The sequence below is a fragment of the Staphylococcus parequorum genome, from assembly GCF_039237145.1.
Classification (GTDB): domain Bacteria; phylum Bacillota; class Bacilli; order Staphylococcales; family Staphylococcaceae; genus Staphylococcus; species Staphylococcus equorum_A.
Genome location: NZ_CP150682.1, coordinates 912,651 through 929,163, shown reverse-complemented (window position 1 = coordinate 929,163; position 16,513 = coordinate 912,651). Strand labels below are relative to the sequence as shown.

General features: G+C 32.0%; 18 protein-coding genes. 7 read left to right on the top strand and 11 right to left on the bottom strand.

From position 1 onward, the window contains the following. Positions 1–202: 202 nt before the first annotated feature. The 3 genes from AAA453_RS04260 (at position 203) to AAA453_RS04250 (ending at position 2,267) form a co-directional block, all read left to right on the top strand. On the top strand, positions 203–307 hold the full coding sequence (locus tag AAA453_RS04260; protein WP_002511503.1) for a putative metal homeostasis protein: 105 nt from the start codon (positions 203–205) through the stop codon (positions 305–307). 491 nt (positions 308–798) lie between these two features. Beyond that, positions 799–1,494, top strand: coding sequence for an ABC transporter ATP-binding protein (locus AAA453_RS04255; protein ID WP_427706502.1), 696 nt, complete (start codon positions 799–801; stop codon positions 1,492–1,494). Further along, positions 1,494–2,267 carry an ABC transporter permease gene (locus AAA453_RS04250; RefSeq protein WP_069832925.1) on the top strand — a complete coding sequence of 258 codons (774 nt, stop codon included), beginning with the start codon at positions 1,494–1,496 and terminating at the stop codon, positions 2,265–2,267. The genes AAA453_RS04255 and AAA453_RS04250 overlap by 1 nt, the downstream gene beginning before the upstream one ends. A 232-nt stretch (positions 2,268–2,499) precedes the next feature. Here AAA453_RS04250 and AAA453_RS04245 read toward each other — a convergent pair whose 3' ends face one another. Further along, entirely contained in the window at positions 2,500–3,186 is a 687-nt protein-coding gene (locus AAA453_RS04245; protein WP_069817446.1) for a 2,3-diphosphoglycerate-dependent phosphoglycerate mutase, read from the bottom strand. 378 nt (positions 3,187–3,564) lie between these two features. Here AAA453_RS04245 and AAA453_RS04240 point away from each other — a divergent pair, with 378 nt between their 5' ends. After that, positions 3,565–3,942 carry a hypothetical protein gene (locus AAA453_RS04240; RefSeq protein WP_069817445.1) on the top strand — a complete coding sequence of 126 codons (378 nt, stop codon included), beginning with the start codon at positions 3,565–3,567 and terminating at the stop codon, positions 3,940–3,942. Between the two features lie 296 nt (positions 3,943–4,238). Here the strand turns inward: AAA453_RS04240 and AAA453_RS04235 are convergent. The 3 genes from AAA453_RS04235 to AAA453_RS04225 all read right to left on the bottom strand — a co-directional run bounded on the left by AAA453_RS04235 (position 4,239) and on the right by AAA453_RS04225 (position 7,338). After that, positions 4,239–5,827, bottom strand: a protein-coding gene (locus tag AAA453_RS04235; RefSeq protein WP_427706500.1) for an IS3 family transposase whose coding sequence is annotated in 2 segments (ribosomal slippage) — positions 4,239–5,123 and positions 5,126–5,827 — 1,587 coding nt in all. Because the reading frame shifts where the segments join, the coding sequence is not laid out codon by codon here. Positions 5,828–5,893: 66 nt separating this feature from the next. Continuing rightward, complete coding sequence (locus tag AAA453_RS04230; RefSeq protein ID WP_427706498.1) at positions 5,894–6,763, bottom strand: cation diffusion facilitator family transporter; 870 nt, start codon at positions 6,761–6,763, stop codon at positions 5,894–5,896. A gap of 194 nt (positions 6,764–6,957) precedes the next feature. Further along, positions 6,958–7,338, bottom strand: a complete 381-nt coding sequence (locus tag AAA453_RS04225; RefSeq protein ID WP_069832923.1) for a GtrA family protein — start codon at positions 7,336–7,338, stop codon at positions 6,958–6,960. Positions 7,339–7,509: 171 nt separating this feature from the next. On the opposite strand from AAA453_RS04225, the gene AAA453_RS04220 reads away from it, so the two are divergent. After that, entirely contained in the window at positions 7,510–8,718 is a 1,209-nt protein-coding gene (locus AAA453_RS04220; RefSeq protein ID WP_427706496.1) for a multidrug effflux MFS transporter, read from the top strand. Between the two features lie 94 nt (positions 8,719–8,812). Here AAA453_RS04220 and AAA453_RS04215 read toward each other — a convergent pair whose 3' ends face one another. After that, the gene (locus tag AAA453_RS04215; RefSeq protein ID WP_069817437.1) at positions 8,813–9,277 is read right to left on the bottom strand and encodes a GyrI-like domain-containing protein; all 465 of its coding nucleotides are present in this window, start codon (positions 9,275–9,277) and stop codon (positions 8,813–8,815) included. A gap of 168 nt (positions 9,278–9,445) precedes the next feature. Between AAA453_RS04215 and AAA453_RS04210 the strand changes: the two genes are divergently transcribed. Then, on the top strand, positions 9,446–10,060 hold the full coding sequence (locus AAA453_RS04210; RefSeq protein ID WP_427706494.1) for a C39 family peptidase: 615 nt from the start codon (positions 9,446–9,448) through the stop codon (positions 10,058–10,060). A 70-nt stretch (positions 10,061–10,130) separates the two neighbouring features. On the opposite strand, the gene AAA453_RS04205 is transcribed toward AAA453_RS04210, so the two are convergent. Then, the gene (locus AAA453_RS04205; protein WP_427706492.1) at positions 10,131–10,943 is read right to left on the bottom strand and encodes a metallophosphoesterase; all 813 of its coding nucleotides are present in this window, start codon (positions 10,941–10,943) and stop codon (positions 10,131–10,133) included. Positions 10,944–11,178: 235 nt separating this feature from the next. Here AAA453_RS04205 and AAA453_RS04200 point away from each other — a divergent pair, with 235 nt between their 5' ends. After that, on the top strand, positions 11,179–11,679 hold the full coding sequence (locus AAA453_RS04200) for a GNAT family N-acetyltransferase (protein ID WP_285324352.1): 501 nt from the start codon (positions 11,179–11,181) through the stop codon (positions 11,677–11,679). Positions 11,680–11,749: 70 nt separating this feature from the next. Here the strand turns inward: AAA453_RS04200 and pcp are convergent, their stop codons facing one another. From pcp to AAA453_RS04175, 5 genes are all read right to left on the bottom strand, one after another. Continuing rightward, entirely contained in the window at positions 11,750–12,391 is a 642-nt protein-coding gene (gene pcp, locus AAA453_RS04195) for a pyroglutamyl-peptidase I (RefSeq protein WP_427706490.1), read from the bottom strand. A gap of 51 nt (positions 12,392–12,442) precedes the next feature. Beyond that, complete coding sequence (locus AAA453_RS04190) at positions 12,443–13,369, bottom strand: DUF979 domain-containing protein (protein WP_427706488.1); 927 nt, start codon at positions 13,367–13,369, stop codon at positions 12,443–12,445. Further along, positions 13,362–14,066 carry a DUF969 domain-containing protein gene (locus AAA453_RS04185; RefSeq protein WP_427706486.1) on the bottom strand — a complete coding sequence of 235 codons (705 nt, stop codon included), beginning with the start codon at positions 14,064–14,066 and terminating at the stop codon, positions 13,362–13,364. Before AAA453_RS04185 ends, AAA453_RS04190 begins: the two co-directional genes overlap by 8 nt. Before the next feature lie 224 nt (positions 14,067–14,290). Next, a complete protein-coding gene (locus AAA453_RS04180) occupies positions 14,291–14,731 on the bottom strand; it encodes a DUF805 domain-containing protein (protein WP_069832690.1) in 441 nt (146 codons plus the stop codon). A gap of 133 nt (positions 14,732–14,864) precedes the next feature. Then, complete coding sequence (locus AAA453_RS04175) at positions 14,865–16,478, bottom strand: M20/M25/M40 family metallo-hydrolase (RefSeq protein ID WP_285324356.1); 1,614 nt, start codon at positions 16,476–16,478, stop codon at positions 14,865–14,867. Positions 16,479–16,513: the final 35 nt, after the last annotated feature.

Genomic DNA, 16,513 nt, shown 5'->3' with positions numbered 1-16,513 from the left:
ATTAGTCTATCAACCATAAAATAGCTGCATTTATGCATTATACATATATTTCAACAACATCACATCAAATAAACTTAAAAACATTACAAATAGGAGAAATTATTTTTTAATGTAAAATTATCATCTTCAAATCGTAATAATTACTATTTACAAATTGTTTCTGATACTTCATAATACACATAGATAAAGGAGGTCATATTTTATGAAATTAGATGTACAAACAGCACGTCGTAACCTAAATAGCCCCAACATAAAAACACGAAAACGTGCGCGTAAGATCATTCAGCAACATAAGCGCAATAAATAATATATCTACTTAAATACTATAATTCAAAATTATAATGACAGCTTAAATTCCCTCCAGAATGATGTTTGTCAATTTCTATTAAATTATGCGGATTTTCTACATAAATTAAATTCCATATTACTAAGTGATAAAGATGCATAGGAGTGGGACAGAAATCTAATTTTTCTAATGACATTTCGTCGTATGAGCCCAGGCCCTACATAGCTGACTAGAAAATGGAATACAAGCGCTGAAACTCTTACATAAGAACTACTTGTCTTCATAAATGAAGTAGTAGTTCTTTAAAATCCAGATATGACTGTATTTTCAATTCAGTCAGCCACTGCCAATATAAAAATTGAGGCCGAGACATGTGACATGTCCCCGCCTTTTACTTTTTCTTCAAGATAGTTTGTATTCATAAAAATAATATAATTAAAGTATATTATTGCTCTTCCTTTTTTGGTAAAATAGTATTGCACACCAATAATTTTATTTGGAAGGAGAATTTTATGCAGCTTTTAACTTTAGAAAATATTAATAAAAGAATTAAGAAACAACAAATTTTAAAAGACATATCATTCACTCTTAAGCAGGGAGAAGTCGTAGGTTTAGTCGGTGCTAATGGAGCTGGGAAAACAACGTTAATGAAAGTTATTTTAGGGCTTTCTAATTATCAATCCGGTTCGCTTAAACTACATGGATCTATGAATAATAAGCATATCGGCGCTTTAATTGAAAACCCTGGAGTGTACCCTTTCCTTACCGGTTACGAAAACATGAACTTAATTAATGAAGATAAAGACAAAGAAAATATGGAACAAATTATAAAAATTTTAGAAATGACTCCGTTTATAAATAAAAAAGCAAAAGCATATTCTTTAGGAATGAAACAGAAATTAGGTATCGCACTTTCGCTTTTAAACCAACCTCAACTCGTTATTTTAGATGAGCCTATGAACGGATTAGATCCAAAAGCAGTGAGAAATGTGAGAGAAACTATTTTAAGACTCAAAGCACAAGGTGTTTCATTCCTCATATCAAGTCATATGTTAAGTGAACTCGTTAAAGTTACTGACTCGATTTTAATTATTGATAATGGGGCTATCGTTAAAGAAACAACAATGGAAGAACTCAATAATTCGAATGAAAGTGATTTGGAAAATGTATTGCTTAATATCATCGATCATAAGGAGGAGAGAAAATAATGGGAACATTGGTAAACCAAGAATTATATAAAATTTTCAAAAAGAAATCATCAATTATTATACCAATAATTATTTTTATTATCATGATTGGCTTAGCTATTTTAAGCAAAAACTATTCGAATGTAATTGAGTCGAAGTTGCTACTGGAACAAGGTTATAGTGGCTTTTCTTGGATTATCTTTTTAATGATAATTCAAGCGAGTACAATTATTACTATGGAATTCCATTACGGTACAATTAAAAATTTACTTTATAGAAATTACACAAGAACAAGTATTATTTTAAGTAAGTTTATTGCCTTGTTCATCTACTCTCTAATTGTATTTGTACTTTGTATTCTAATTAGTTTACTACTTAACCTTATATTTTTCTCTGACATCGATATTTTAAAACACTCAGGAGAACAATTATCTCCATTACAAAGTTTATTATTAACATCATTAGCAACTTATGTAGGTATGTGGCTCATTTTGAGTTTAACGTTGTTACTTTCTTGTATACTTAAAAGTCCGGGCGTCTCAATTGCTGTCGGTATTGTTTTCTATTTTGCTACTTCGATACTCGCTGGTATTTTATTTATGGCTATTGAGCAATGGGAATGGCTTAAATGGAACCCTATTAATATGTTGAATCTAAGTGTCCAAATTCTCGATAATGATATATACAAAAAAATGACAAAATTAGAATTACACGAATTATTTATTGGAAATATTGCATATATCGTAGTTTTCTTAATATTAGTAGTTTTAGTCTTTAGAAAAAAGAACGTTTAATTTTTAATCCTAAGATAAGTTATTAGAATCAGATACGCATGCATAAGACGTGTTCTAGATAAATAAGCAATCATAAAATTAAAATGTATCTTATATTTGAAATCATAATTTTTAAAAGTTTATAGAAATTTACCAAACAAGGTCAAAAACTTTATCGACAATATATAACAGCCCTGAATTCATAAAACTCAGGGCTGTTATATATTTTATCCAGTTTATTACTTATCTTTCATTATAAATAATATTTATCCGTCACTTTTAAATCATCTGTTAATTCATAAATAAGAGGTGCGCCTGTTTTTATTTCATAATTAACAATAGCTTCGTCAGATACATCCTCTAAATACTTAATTAGTGCGCGTAATGAATTACCATGAGCAGAAACTAACACTGTTTTACCATCTAATAACTGTTGAGAAATTTGATCATTCCAATATGGTATAACTCTGACCAAGGTATCTTTTAAACTTTCAGATTCTGGCATAACTCTTCTATCTATAAGTTCATATTTTCTATCATTTAAGTAACTATTTCTTTGTTCTTCATTTTGTTTTGGTGGTGGCGTATCATATGACCGTCTCCAAATATGAACTTGATCTTCACCAAATTCTTCTCGAGCATCATTTTTATTTAAACCTTGCAATCCGCCATAATGACGTTCATTTAATCTCCAAGATTTTATAATTGGTATAAATAACTGATCAGATTCATTTAACAAATGATATGTTGTTTTAATAGCTCTTTTTAACAGAGACGTATAAACAATATCAATTTCTAAACCTTTATCTTTTATTTTTTTACCAGAGGTGATTGCTTCATTTTTCCCCTGTTCAGATAAGTCTACATCTGCCCATCCTGTAAATAAGTTTTCAGCATTCCATAAGCTTTGCCCATGTCTACATAAAATTAATTTTGGCATAATATTTCCTTCTTTCCATTAAGTAAAATATGATTTTATGCGATATTTACAGGAATGTTACAGCAATAATACTGATTGTTTATAGTTGCAAAGCTGGCCACTCACCTATTCCTGCACTAACTATCGCATTTCTATATTAAAATTATAACAATTTACACTTTATTTTGAAATGATTGTATTCATTTATTCATAAAAGATACTTTCTTTTTATTTTTCTGTAACCTACTCATCATTTTTTGATGTTACAGTTATAAACGTTGAATTAAGAAAACAGTAAATAACTATTATTCATTAAATTTTTAAGTATTTAAATGTAAAAACATAACCTGTGATATTTAACTTTGTATACAGGTAAATCAATTAGGAGGATTTTAAAAAATGAAAAAATTATTATTAGCATCTTTCGCATCGATTACTATTGCAGCAACTGGTTTAGGAGTGAGTTCAAGCGTATCAACAGCAGACGCAGCTGAGACGTCAACACAACAAACTACGCAAGCTAACAATGATGTATACAGTGAATTTATAGAAGCAGGCGGTACTAAAGCACTATGGGATAATATTGTAATGCCTGAATCAAGTGGGGACCCTGAAGCAGTAAACGAATTGGGCTATAAAGGTTTAGGACAAACTAAAGAAGCTTGGGGCACTGGCACAGTTGAAGAACAAACTAAAGGTATGATTAACTATGCTGAGGACCGTTACGGTTCAATAGAAGCAGCAATCGATTTCCGTCTAGCTAATGGCTGGTGGTAATTAATGCTACTATTCAAGCACTACGTGTAAGAATAGCTTGTTGTAAAATAACATAAAAAGGGACCTGAAATTACTTTCAGGTCCCTTTTTATGTTATTAACTCATGTATTTATCAAACAACTACAACTTTCACTAACTTTTTACTCGCATCTATAGCACAAGCCGAAGACTACTATATTAAGCTGCACCCTATGCAAGCGTGTTTGGAATTTATATATACGAAAAAATTGCAACAAAAACTGTCAACAATTGAACTGCACCCAGTCAAGTAGACAACTAAATAATTGAAATTTGTTTTAGGCTGACTTCATACCTTTAGGTATGCGGTCAGCCATTTTTAATGTAATTCGATCGTTATTAAAAAAGTTTATATATTCACTTATAACTTTTTTAGCTAATTTAACAGTTTCAAATGTGTAATTTTTATTTCCTTTATAAATCTCACTTTTAATAATGCCCCAAACACCTTCCATCGGCCCGTTATCTATACAGCGACTAACACGAGACATACTCTGTATCATTTTGTTTTCATCCAATATTTTCTTGAATCTGCTATTTGTGTATTGGAAGCCTCTATCACTGTGAAATACAATACCTTGGGTATTATCAACTTGGTTAATTGCCTTTCTAAGCGTGTTGAAAACATACTCATTATTATTAGTTGTATTCATTTCATAACTGATAATCTTCTTTGAACCTAAATCGTATATAGCACTTAAATAAACTTTTTGTCCTGTTTTGGTTTTGAATTCAGTAGTATCTGTCAGCCACTTGGTATTAGGACGTGATTCATTAAACTGACGATTTAAAATGTTTTCTGCAGTAACCGTAGGTTTGCTTTTAATGTACCTCTTTTTCTTCTTACGAATAGTAGCTTTTAAATTCATTTTATTCATCAATCTATAAATACGCTTATGATTAACTGTTTTTCCTAATTTGAGGCGAATGTATATGTAGATTCGACGATAACCATAAATCCCTTTATATTTATCGTATATTGTTTGAATAGTATCCATTAAATCTAAGTTTTCCTGTTCTAATTTGCTTACTGTTCGATGAAGCCATTTATAATAACCCGATCTGGAAACTCCTAATATTTCACATAATTTTAAGATTGGATATTTGTATTTTAATGCTTCTATCGTTTTGTACGATGCCTGTTGTCTGATTTTTGATTCATCAACTCTCTTTCTATAATTTCCTCCTTTTTTAATACTTCATTTTCCATTTGTAAATATTTATTACGCTCTTTCAAAGCTTTGATTTCAGCTTTCAACACTTCTTCATCCGTCATAATTGATTTAGGTTTATGCTTACCACGACTATCAATTAGACCATCACTACCATGTTCTTTGTATTTTTTTACCCAGTTATATAGTTGACCATAGGTCACATTGAATTTCTCGGAGGCTGCCTTATAGTTCATTTCATTCGCGATATAATATTCAACAATTTCAATACGTTCATTTAAAGTTGTTTTTCTAGCCTTCATTGTATACACCTCGGATTTAGGGGAATATGTTTTGTTTTCTATACCCTCAGTATAACGTTTTATCCAAGATCTAACAGTACCCGAACTAGGAATATTATACTTATAAGCTAAGTCATAACTTGATAATTCAGTATTGAAATATTCCTCCACAACGTTTCTTTTGAAATGTTTAGAATAGGTATTATTTTTTAAAGATGGCATTATAGATTTAATACCATTGATTTTAAAATTGCTATATTTTTCATTTAACATTGATTTACTTAAATTTATATTCAGTTCTTTTATAACGCTTGAAGCACTTACACCATTTTCCATCATTCTAAAAGCTAAAAGAAAAGTTTCTGTATTTACTTTATAAGTTTTAGACATAAAAATTCCCTCCAAAGTTTTCATTTTTTAAATGTCTACTTTGGAGGGAGCATATCAATTGTCGACAGCTTGAATATGATTTAATTTCAATTATTGTATAGATGCTGGTTCGGGATGTACATAAACTGAAGAAATACCCTTTTCATGCATATGTTGTTCTACTTTATCACAGATATGATGCGCATCTTCTAAAGATAAATCCGATTCAACGACAATAGTTACATCTACAAAGATACTACTGCCATGGTATCGACCTTTAATATTTTGCACATCAATCACATCTTCTATTTCTAAAACATAATTTTTGTAAGCTTCTAATTCTTGTTCATTAAACCCATCACTTAGTGTAAAGATTGATTCTTTAAATATTCTAAAACCAGTGTATATAATAAGTAAACCTAAAACCGTTGCGAGTACTGTATCAAGGATTGGCAAACCAAATTGTGTAAAAATTAAGCCTACAGCTGTTCCGATACTGACTAACGCATCTGATAAATTATCCTTTGCCGCTGAATTTAGCGAACTACTATTCGTACGTTCAGCTAATTTTTGATTAATGTAAAATACTATCAGCATTATGATGCCACTTATCACACTGACATATATTGTAATTACATTAGGTGCATGGTGATCCTTAGAAAAAATCTCAGGAACACTTTCTATCACAACTTGTATACCTACAAACATTATAATAAACGAAACGAGTAACGTTGAAATATTCTCTGATTTTAAGTGTCCATATGGATGGTTTTTATCTGCAGGTTTAATAGAAATTTTCAGTCCTATAATAACCGCTAACGAGACTACAATATCAGTCATATTGTTTAAACTATCTGCTCTAACTGCTGCTGAATCATACATAGAGCCAACAATAAATTTGGCAATTGAAAGAACGATATATACAATTAAACTTAAATAAGCGCCTTTTTGCGCTGTTTTCAAATTTTCATTTTGTGTCATGTCTGATGTCCACCTTAATTAATATAGAACATTTATTATGACCTATCCCAAGCATATTTACAACAATTTTTATTCAAAAATTATTTAATATAAATAGTAAAATTATTTTTTTAGCCTTTCCTAAATAAAGTTGTTAAATTGTACAAAAAGTAAAGTTATCACTGTTCTAACTTTATTTTTAAGTCCTTAAAAATTCAGTCTTTAAGTATATATTTTGATAAAACGAAAGTTATAGGTATCGTTATAATTAACCCTGCAAACGGTGCTATTACTGAAGAAATATGAAGCCACTGTACGAAAATATACAATAGCAATGTCTGCATGCCCATATTCACAACCTGCGTTAATGGAAATTGAATAAATTTACGCCATGTGGGTTTTACTTTATATACAAAATGGCAGTTTAAATAATATGAAATTATAAAACTAACCATAAACCCACTTACATGACTGACTAAGTAATTTAAATCTATTAATTTTAATAAGATAAGGTAGACGATGTAGTAATTTAATGTATTAATGCCACCAACAATGATGAACTTTATAATTTCATAGTGGGTTTTATTTAAATTCATGAACTTACTCCTTTGATTCATATTTATAATTATTTCGCACGTTCTATTTGTTTTTTTAGTATGTAAATTATCATTGCATTTCTAAATTCATATGGGATAATTACTTAGTTACAGAATAATTAAACTTGTATGTAATAATGCATTAGAGAGAAATTTAAAGGAGCACTTAACATGGACAAAACTTCAAATCGCCAACTACCGCTAATGGTTATTATTGTGTTGGGTATTATGACTACTTTTGGTCCTTTAACAATAGATATGTACGTTCCATCATTACCAAGTGTACAAAGTGATTTTAATACAACCGCTTCTCAAGCGCAACTTACACTGTCTTTGGCTATGATAGGACTTGCAATAGGACAATTTATCTTTGGACCTTTGTCAGATGCATATGGACGTAAAAAGATTGCGTTGATTATTATCATATTATATGCAATTGCTTCATTTATTGCAGTATTCGCAAACGCTATGTCTACCTTATTAACAATTCGTTTGATACAAGGTTTGACTGGTGGCGGAGCCATCGTCATAGCTAAGGCCTCTATAGGAGATTTACATAAAGGAAAAGCCTTAGCCAAAGGTCTAGCTTCACTTCTTGTCGTGAATGGGATTATTACTATTATCGCTCCACTGATCGGTGGTTATGCCTTAAGTGTCTCAAACTGGCAAGCTATTTTCTTTATTTTAACAATTGTTAGTATGATCATATTCTTTTTCGCCCTTTTCAAAATGGAAGAAACAAGAACAGCTGATCTTTCAAAACTTAACTTCGGCACCATTTTTAAAGACTTTGGTTATTTGTTGAAAAAACCAGCTTTTGTTATTCCTATGTTGCTGCAAGGACTGACATATGTGATGTTATTCAGCTTTTCATCTGCAGCCCCTTTTATTACACAAAAAATTTATGATATGACCCCCCAACAATTTAGTGTGCTATTTGCAATTAATGGTATCGGGTTAATTATCATGAGTCAGCTCACTGCTATTTTAGTTAGCTATATAAATCGTTATGTATTACTGATTGCACTAACAATGATACAAATTGCAGGCGTCGTATTAATTTGTATCACACTCATATTACACTTACCGACCTGGGTTTTAGTCATCGCATTCTTCTTAAATGTTTGCCCAGTAACAGGGATTGGCCCGCTAAGCTTTACATTAGCGATGGAATCACGTACAGGCGGAAGTGGCAACGCCTCTAGTTTACTCGGTCTTTTCCAATTTATTCTAGGTGGTGTGATATCACCCTTAGTTGGTTTACAAGGCGGATATAGTGTCATGCCATATTTAACGATTTTAGTTATTACTACGGTGCTAATTATTTCATTAGAACTTGGCTTAAAATTCACTACCAGAAGAAGTGTATTGAACAAATAGTCTATATAAAACAGGTGGGACACCAGTCCTATTATTAAAGGGAGCTTCCAAATTTTTTGGAGGCTCCCTTTAATTTTGTGTTACTATGATTTATCTAAACGATAGGAAGCCATATTTCTGTAATATATTCTTCTGATCTTATGGGCCCTTCTTTATACAACTCAAAAAATGGCGCATCGCGAAATTCGTAATCTAATGTAGGTAAAATATGTCTATTTATCTTTTCCATACCCTTTTTAATAGACTCAGGTACTGGCCCTTTAGCATCAAAGACAATGTATCTACCCTCAGATAATTCTGTTCGCTGCCATTGCGCTTCATCCGTATCATTGGTAACACCAATGAGGCAATGGACTTCACCATTAGCATGAGGTTTATAAACAGCCAATAGCCCTTGCAATTGATTATTACCTAGTGGCATTAATTCCTGTTTCTTCCCTTTATCATCAAAATCCATCCAGAAATTAAATATATCTTCTTGCGCTTTTTGACCAGTCGTATACTCCTTTTTGACACCTAAAACTGAAGTCCGTGATAGCGTCTCTAATCTGTATTCCATACACATCCACCCCTTTTTGTTATTATAACCAAAATGCATATGCGATTTCTATCGTGAACTATTATATAGATATAAAGGCATCTTAATATGCATCTTCAAATAATGGTTATATAATAAAATAAATTTCAAAACAAGTCCCTTTTTACAAATTAAGTAAGGAGCCATAGCATGAGTCGAAAAATTTTATCTGTAAAACCAATTAGTCAGCTTTTTCCTATTCCAATGATTATGGGATGTGAAGGCGTATCCGCTGCCATGATACTACAATTTAATGCACACGCTATTCCAGCTACTCAAATTATGAAACATTGGCCTAGACATGCAAATAATCCTCATAAAGGTTATGTGGGTAATTATCTATGGATTAAATGGGGTCATCATCAAACAATATTCCCGACTGCTTTAGTTCCGTATTTAAAACAATACGATGCACATATCAATGACAGTACTGGGCAATCTTTAAATGCGCTATGTAGCATAATCGATCAAGGCCAACCAGTGGTGATTTATCACACTGTGCTAGGACAGCGTCCTGCGAAACGTACATTTAAATTAGATAACCATCCAACTCAGTTAGTGTCCAACATTCATGTAACTGTACTCATTGGTTATGACGAACATTATTATTATTATATTGATCCACTATGGTCGCATTTAGGTAAAATAATACTTGTTCCTGCAATCATACCGAATAAATTTCAAATTATTAAAATTAAAAAAGCTAAATTAGAACAAAGTTATAATGCACCTGGCCGCATGAGTTTTTATATTCACCCATCATAATGTTGTAGAAATAAAAATGGGGCGAAGTAGAAATCTAATTTGATTTCATGTTCTCGCCCCTACAAGGTTACTAAAAAATTGAAATACTATATAATGCATGATTGATTTCTTGTTCTATATCAGGTGAACGCCATTCTCTTTGATAACCTAAACATGGACAAATGTATGTGACACCGTGTTCTTCAAATGCATTTCTAAAATGGACATGCCCCATGATGCTATAGCGAATATCATATTGTTGGTATAAAGTATCAAAATCTGATGTTCCTATAAACGCATTAAAATAATCAAATATACGATGTGGCATTGGAACTGCAAATTTCGGGTGCGTTACGATATGTGTCATAAGTATCACTTTTTTGTGTTTAACTTTTTCAATATCCTTTGCCGTTTGTTTGGCTGCAATGCGAGATAGTTTTCTATCTTCCATAGGCCAATCAATTTTCACTTTATCTTGCCATGTTGCACCGTAATATTTTCTACGAGCAATTCGCTCTATTGAAAATTTAGGATCCGCGTACGTATAATCATACCAACCTGTGTTACCGACAATGGCCCACTCATCATTGATGTCATAAGGTTTACCAATTAAGCACGTCTCCATCGACATATAAAAATCTAAAATCTCGGATGATGTAGCACCTGTATCTGTTGCCCAAAAATCATGGTTGCCCGGAATAAATAACACTTTTATTTGCGTCGTACTTTCAATGCGCTCAATAAATTGTTGCGTTAAGTTATAATTATTAGAGATATCCCCTGCAATAAGCAACAATTCTATGTCACGCTGATTTATCACTTTAATTAATACTTGTTGATAGTCTTCAGGTGTCAGTGTCTTATGTCTATCTACGTGCAAATCTGAAATCATACCTATTTTCATCTTTATCACATTCCTCTATTTCATAACACTATCATTATTACATATTCTCATATAGTTCATTAAGTAATCCGCACATTTTTGAATTGTGCTAACTAATAAAATAAATATTAACCGATAATATAACACCATCCCGTAATATATTTATTTTACATTACTATTAAAAGTGTAAACATTTCTTTTTAAAAATAAATGATGCTATAATAATATCAATTTAGTATATAAAGGAGGACATTCTATGGAGTTTACGATTAGAGCCTTGTCCGAAAAAGATAAGCACGGTAAAGCGATGGTCCATTATGAAAGCTGGCTAGAAACATACAATGACATAGCTAAGAATGATTACTTAGAAAATCTTGATAAAGAACAATTTATCAAGCAGTCCTCCTTGCATGATGTACCCACATTAGTCGCTATTGTAAATAATGAAATTGTAGGTTTTATTTCCTATGGCAAGTCACAAACATCGGTTGCTTCAGATGATTGGAGTGAAATTTTCTCATCATATCTATTAGAAGATTATCAACACCATATGATTGGTTTTGCGCTAACTCAACGTGCATTAGAATTGTCTTACCCAGATAACGTAATGCTGTGGGTCGTTGAAGAAAATGATAATGCCATCCATTTCTATGAACAGATCGGTTTCAAACGAACATCTGAGAAAAAACCTACCTATCTCGGTAAAACATATAACGAAATAAGAATGAATTTCACAAGAACAGAACACGATCATTAATACCATCATAAAAAATAAGAGGCTGGGACATAGCACATGTCTCAGTCTCTTTTTTTATAGTGTACATCTTTTAATGTGTTTCTCCTAATACCACTTTGATATCTTTGTCTGATTCAATGACAGCTTCAAGCGCGGCTTTTAAACCTTTAGCAATCGTTTGAATAGACATCGATGGCTTTTCTGGCTTATCTGTAACTTGTTCAGGTATAAATGGCACATGGATAAAACCAAATTTAATATTTGGAAACTGCGTTGCCTGTATGTAACCAAGTTGATATAAAATATGATTACATACAAATGTGCCAGCAGTATTTGATAAGCGTGCAGGTACACCTTGTGATTTTATTGCCTCTGTCATACGTTTAACCGGTAAATTAGAAAAATAAGCAGATGCTCCAGTTGTTTGAATCGCTTCATCAATTGGCTGATTCCCTTCATTATCTGGAATACGCGCATCATCTATATTAATTCCAACTCGTTCTGGAGTTAATTCAAACCTGCCCCCTGCCTGTCCAATAGCTAAAACAATATCATATTCCTTCTGTCTTAATTGTTCTACAACGACCTCTTTACTTTTATGAAAAACAGTAGGTATTTCTAATTTATCTATCTTATGACCTTCAATTTCATCTGGCAAAAGTTTGACAGCTTCTAGAGCAGGATTAATTCTTTCTCCACCAAAAGGGTCAAATCCCGTTACTAATATATTCATCGTCTAATAGCCTCCTTTTTTTTAATTGATTAACTCTACAGTAATCATGATTTAAAAAGCCCAAAAATACATTAAACCAATGTGTACAAAAATTAATAGAAACGCGATAGGTGCTTGTGCTTTAATAACACCAAATTCATCTTTCATTTCTAATAATGCTACTGGCAATGTATTAAAGTTTGCTGCCATAGGCGTTAACAACGTTCCACAAAATCCACCTGTAATTGCTAAAGCACCAGCTATAACAGGGTCTCCACCTTGCGCTATAACAAATGGAATACCAATACTTGCTGTGATAACAGTAAAGGCTGCAAAAGCGTTGCCCATTAGCATCGTAAATAATACCATGCCTAATATATATGCTGCAGCACCTAATAAATGATTGCCTTCTGGTAAGAATGAAGATATCCCTTTAGAAATAACATCTCCAACACCACTCACAGTAAATAGCACACCTAAAGCTGCTAAAAACTGAGGTAATATACCTACAGTGCCAATCTGTTGTGTTAATCTGTCGCTATCATAGAGCACATATTTGCCATTAGGTTTAATTACAACATAAGCTGCTATTAAACCTAAAACAGAGGATATACCTAAACCAATTGCCCCACCTAAGGGCGTCCAATTTGATACTGCAATGGCAGCCACAGCTAGTATAATAGCTGGAACAAATAATTTATTACCATATTTTTTTGCACCTTTATCCCCTGTTCCTTCATCGACATCAATGATATTTTTGATTGTTACTTGTTTAAATAATGTTAATCCACCCATTACTAAAATAAATATACCGTTTATTACATTTGGTATATAAGGCCCTATGATAAAAGTCGCTGCTAGCAAAATCCAAAATAGTGCTGTTCCATACTTTTTCTGATGTGACGAAGCTTTTAATACACGATACGCTGTATAAAGTAATTGTAAACCTATCAATATGTAAAAGAGCTCTAAAATATTATTCAATGTGTTTTCAGTCATTTTTATTCACCTGCTTCGTGCCATACTTTTTATCTAAATACTTATCAAACCTTATATTATTAATCCATACGATAATGAAAACGATAATTGCAATTGGTAATGATGCTAACACAAGATCTATTGCATCTACTTTAATGTCTAATGACTGAAACGTGCCAACCATAAGTAACACACCTGCCGCACCAACAAATAAATTTTGTCCAAAGAAATTACCATAATTTTCCATTGCAGACGCTTGTGCTTTTATCTTCTCGATATCCGTTGCATCGACCTCTTCATCTTTTAAGTTATAACGTGTTTTTAATGCACCTTGTACCATTGGATTAATAAGTGGTCTGACAAATTGTGGATGTCCCCCTATACGAATCGACGCCACACCCGCTAGTTCTCTAATCACTAAATAAATTGTCAGCAATCGTCCACTCGTTACACGCTTTACCTTTCCTATTAAATTAGATGCTTGTTTTTTCAATCCAAATCTTTCAATTAATCCAACCATCGGTAAAGTTAAAATGAACAACGTCACCAGCCTATTATCAACAAATGCCTCCCCTAATGTATCTAGAATTGCATATAAATCTAATCCTGATACAATTCCAGTAACCACTGCGGCGATTAAAATTACTGCAATCGTGTCGATTTTAAAGACAAATCCTAATATGATAATTAAAATACCAATTAATTTTAACCATTCCATAAAATCCCTCCTTTTTACTATAGTATAAATTTATTATTCCTAAATACAATGAATTTTCAGAAAAATTATATTGATAACTCACTTTTACTAAAATCTACAAAAAAAGAGTGGAACAAGAAATCAAATTGTGATTTCTTATTTCCACCCTTACAAGGCTAACTAGAAAAAGTTTTACTTCATAAATAAATGTTATTCACTTTAATATTGACTATCAAAAACCAATTTTATAACCATTTCAATTCTGACTCAGGAACGTCACGTGAAGGCAATAGTGTCTCAACAATCAATATAATCGTACAAATTATTGATACAACATTTAAGATCATTGCAACGCTATTGATTTGTATAATATCAAATAAGATATTAACGACTATCGATAAAATAATTAAAATGAGTGCAGTAATCCTTTTTCTACCTGCATCATAAAATCTTCTTAATGTTACTGAAACCATAGGTACCATGATTGCTAAAGCAAATATACCAATAAGTGCAGATAAAATTGCTGCGACAATAAAAACGCCCGCTAAAAAGCTAATTGCGCCGATTAACGCTACGATAAAGATGCCAATGATATGAACCAATACTGGTGTCCAGAACTCTAGTCTATCTGATTTCCCTTTAAAGTCAGCATACCTCTTCCAAAAACTTTTATACGCCTCTATCATATTGTTACCACTCCATTTTCTTCTTATGGAAATACCTGTGCAATGAATATATTCACTAATATATCGCACTAACCTATACACTAACAAGCCATAGAATATAAAAATTTATTTAAGAAAATATTACAAGTTATTCTTATTCTTTTGCTGACTCAATATAAGAATTAATAATTTGTTCTAAAACAACAGGTAATTCTTCAAATGCACTCTTTTTATGCAAACGTTCACTGACTTTATGCGCGTCTTTACCTATGGGTCCACATAATAATATCGGCGCGCTAATAGTTTTTATTGCTTCAAATGGTAGTTGATATGTTTTATTAAAATTAGGCGTATTTTTTTCATAAGCAACAATTTGTTCCATATCTCCATCAAAGTTCAAATAACTACTATCACTAATACCATTAAAATAGTGAATACGTTCACTTTGACGTTGAAATTGATCGCGCAACGTTCGATGCACTAATTTGACCGTTGATTCAATACGCTTATCGTAAGACGAATTAACTGCAGGATAATATGGTGTTGCAAAAAATGTCACTACTGCCGGTGCAATATCTTTACAGGTTTGCATTAACGTATCAACAACATTGACACTTTGTAAATGTAACTCATCTGTTTCTTGAATTGCCTTATCAATTTGCTTAGTTATATAGGCCACTCCATGTTGTTTAATGGCATATTGCTTTAATTGATCATAAGTTAGCACATTAATTTTCGTATCAAATTGTCTCTCTTGCTCTTCTAATATGGAGAGCCAATCACTTTCACAGCGTTCTGTAGCGTGTACCACTGAATCGATAAATTGTCTAAACACATCATCAGGCTTATTTTTAAAAAGAAAAACATTAAATAATCCTATTGTTCTGAATGGTGTTTGGACATCGTATGCCAATTTATTATCTCTTGTATGCAGTGATACTGGAACTGGCGTCGCTTCATTTTCAAAAACTTCTTTAAATACATTGTTGTATTCAATCGCTTGAGTAATATAACTCATCATGAAGTTAGAACTCAAACCATCTAATGGGTTACCTACATGCGTTTCTTTGCCATAACATAATACGCCAGGCATAATTTTTCCAATTGACCCTGAATATATATAATGCTTTTCATCCGCACCAGCTTGTTGAAAAGTAGGTTCACTATTTAAATGAAGTTGTATATCCAATTGATATTGTTGCTTTAACTGAGCGATTGCTTCTACTGCTTTACGCATCCCTGAAGAATTGACCTCTTCATCGGGTACTGTAACTAAAATTAAATTAATGTCCCATGCTTCAACACTGGCTAATTCAATTAATGAAAGATGCAACATTAGCCCTGCTTTCATATCCATTGTTCCTCGCCCAAATAAATAGGAGTCATTCTTTAAGTCTTCAATTGCTTCTGCATTTAAATAATCATGATTTTGAGAAAAGAATGACTTTAATTCATCTGGATTAAACGCGTTGGACTGAAAATTCCCATAATCCTCTACACCTACAGTGTCATAATGACTTATTAACACAATTGTTTTTGCTGATGTGTCCGCTTGATAAAATGCAACGACAGCTTCCTTATCATCTTCAGTTTGTGTCATTTGAATATGTTTTTTATGTTTTTGAAAATATGTAAGTTGTAACAATTGCTGCTTGATGAAGTTTGGAAATGTTAGCTCACCTTCAGAATTCGTCACGGTTTGATGATTCACTAATCTCTTTAATAAATTTAATCGATTTTCGTATGATTGCCATAGCAATTTTGTCACTTTATCCCCTCTATTTGTAAGCGTTTTCTCAAGTA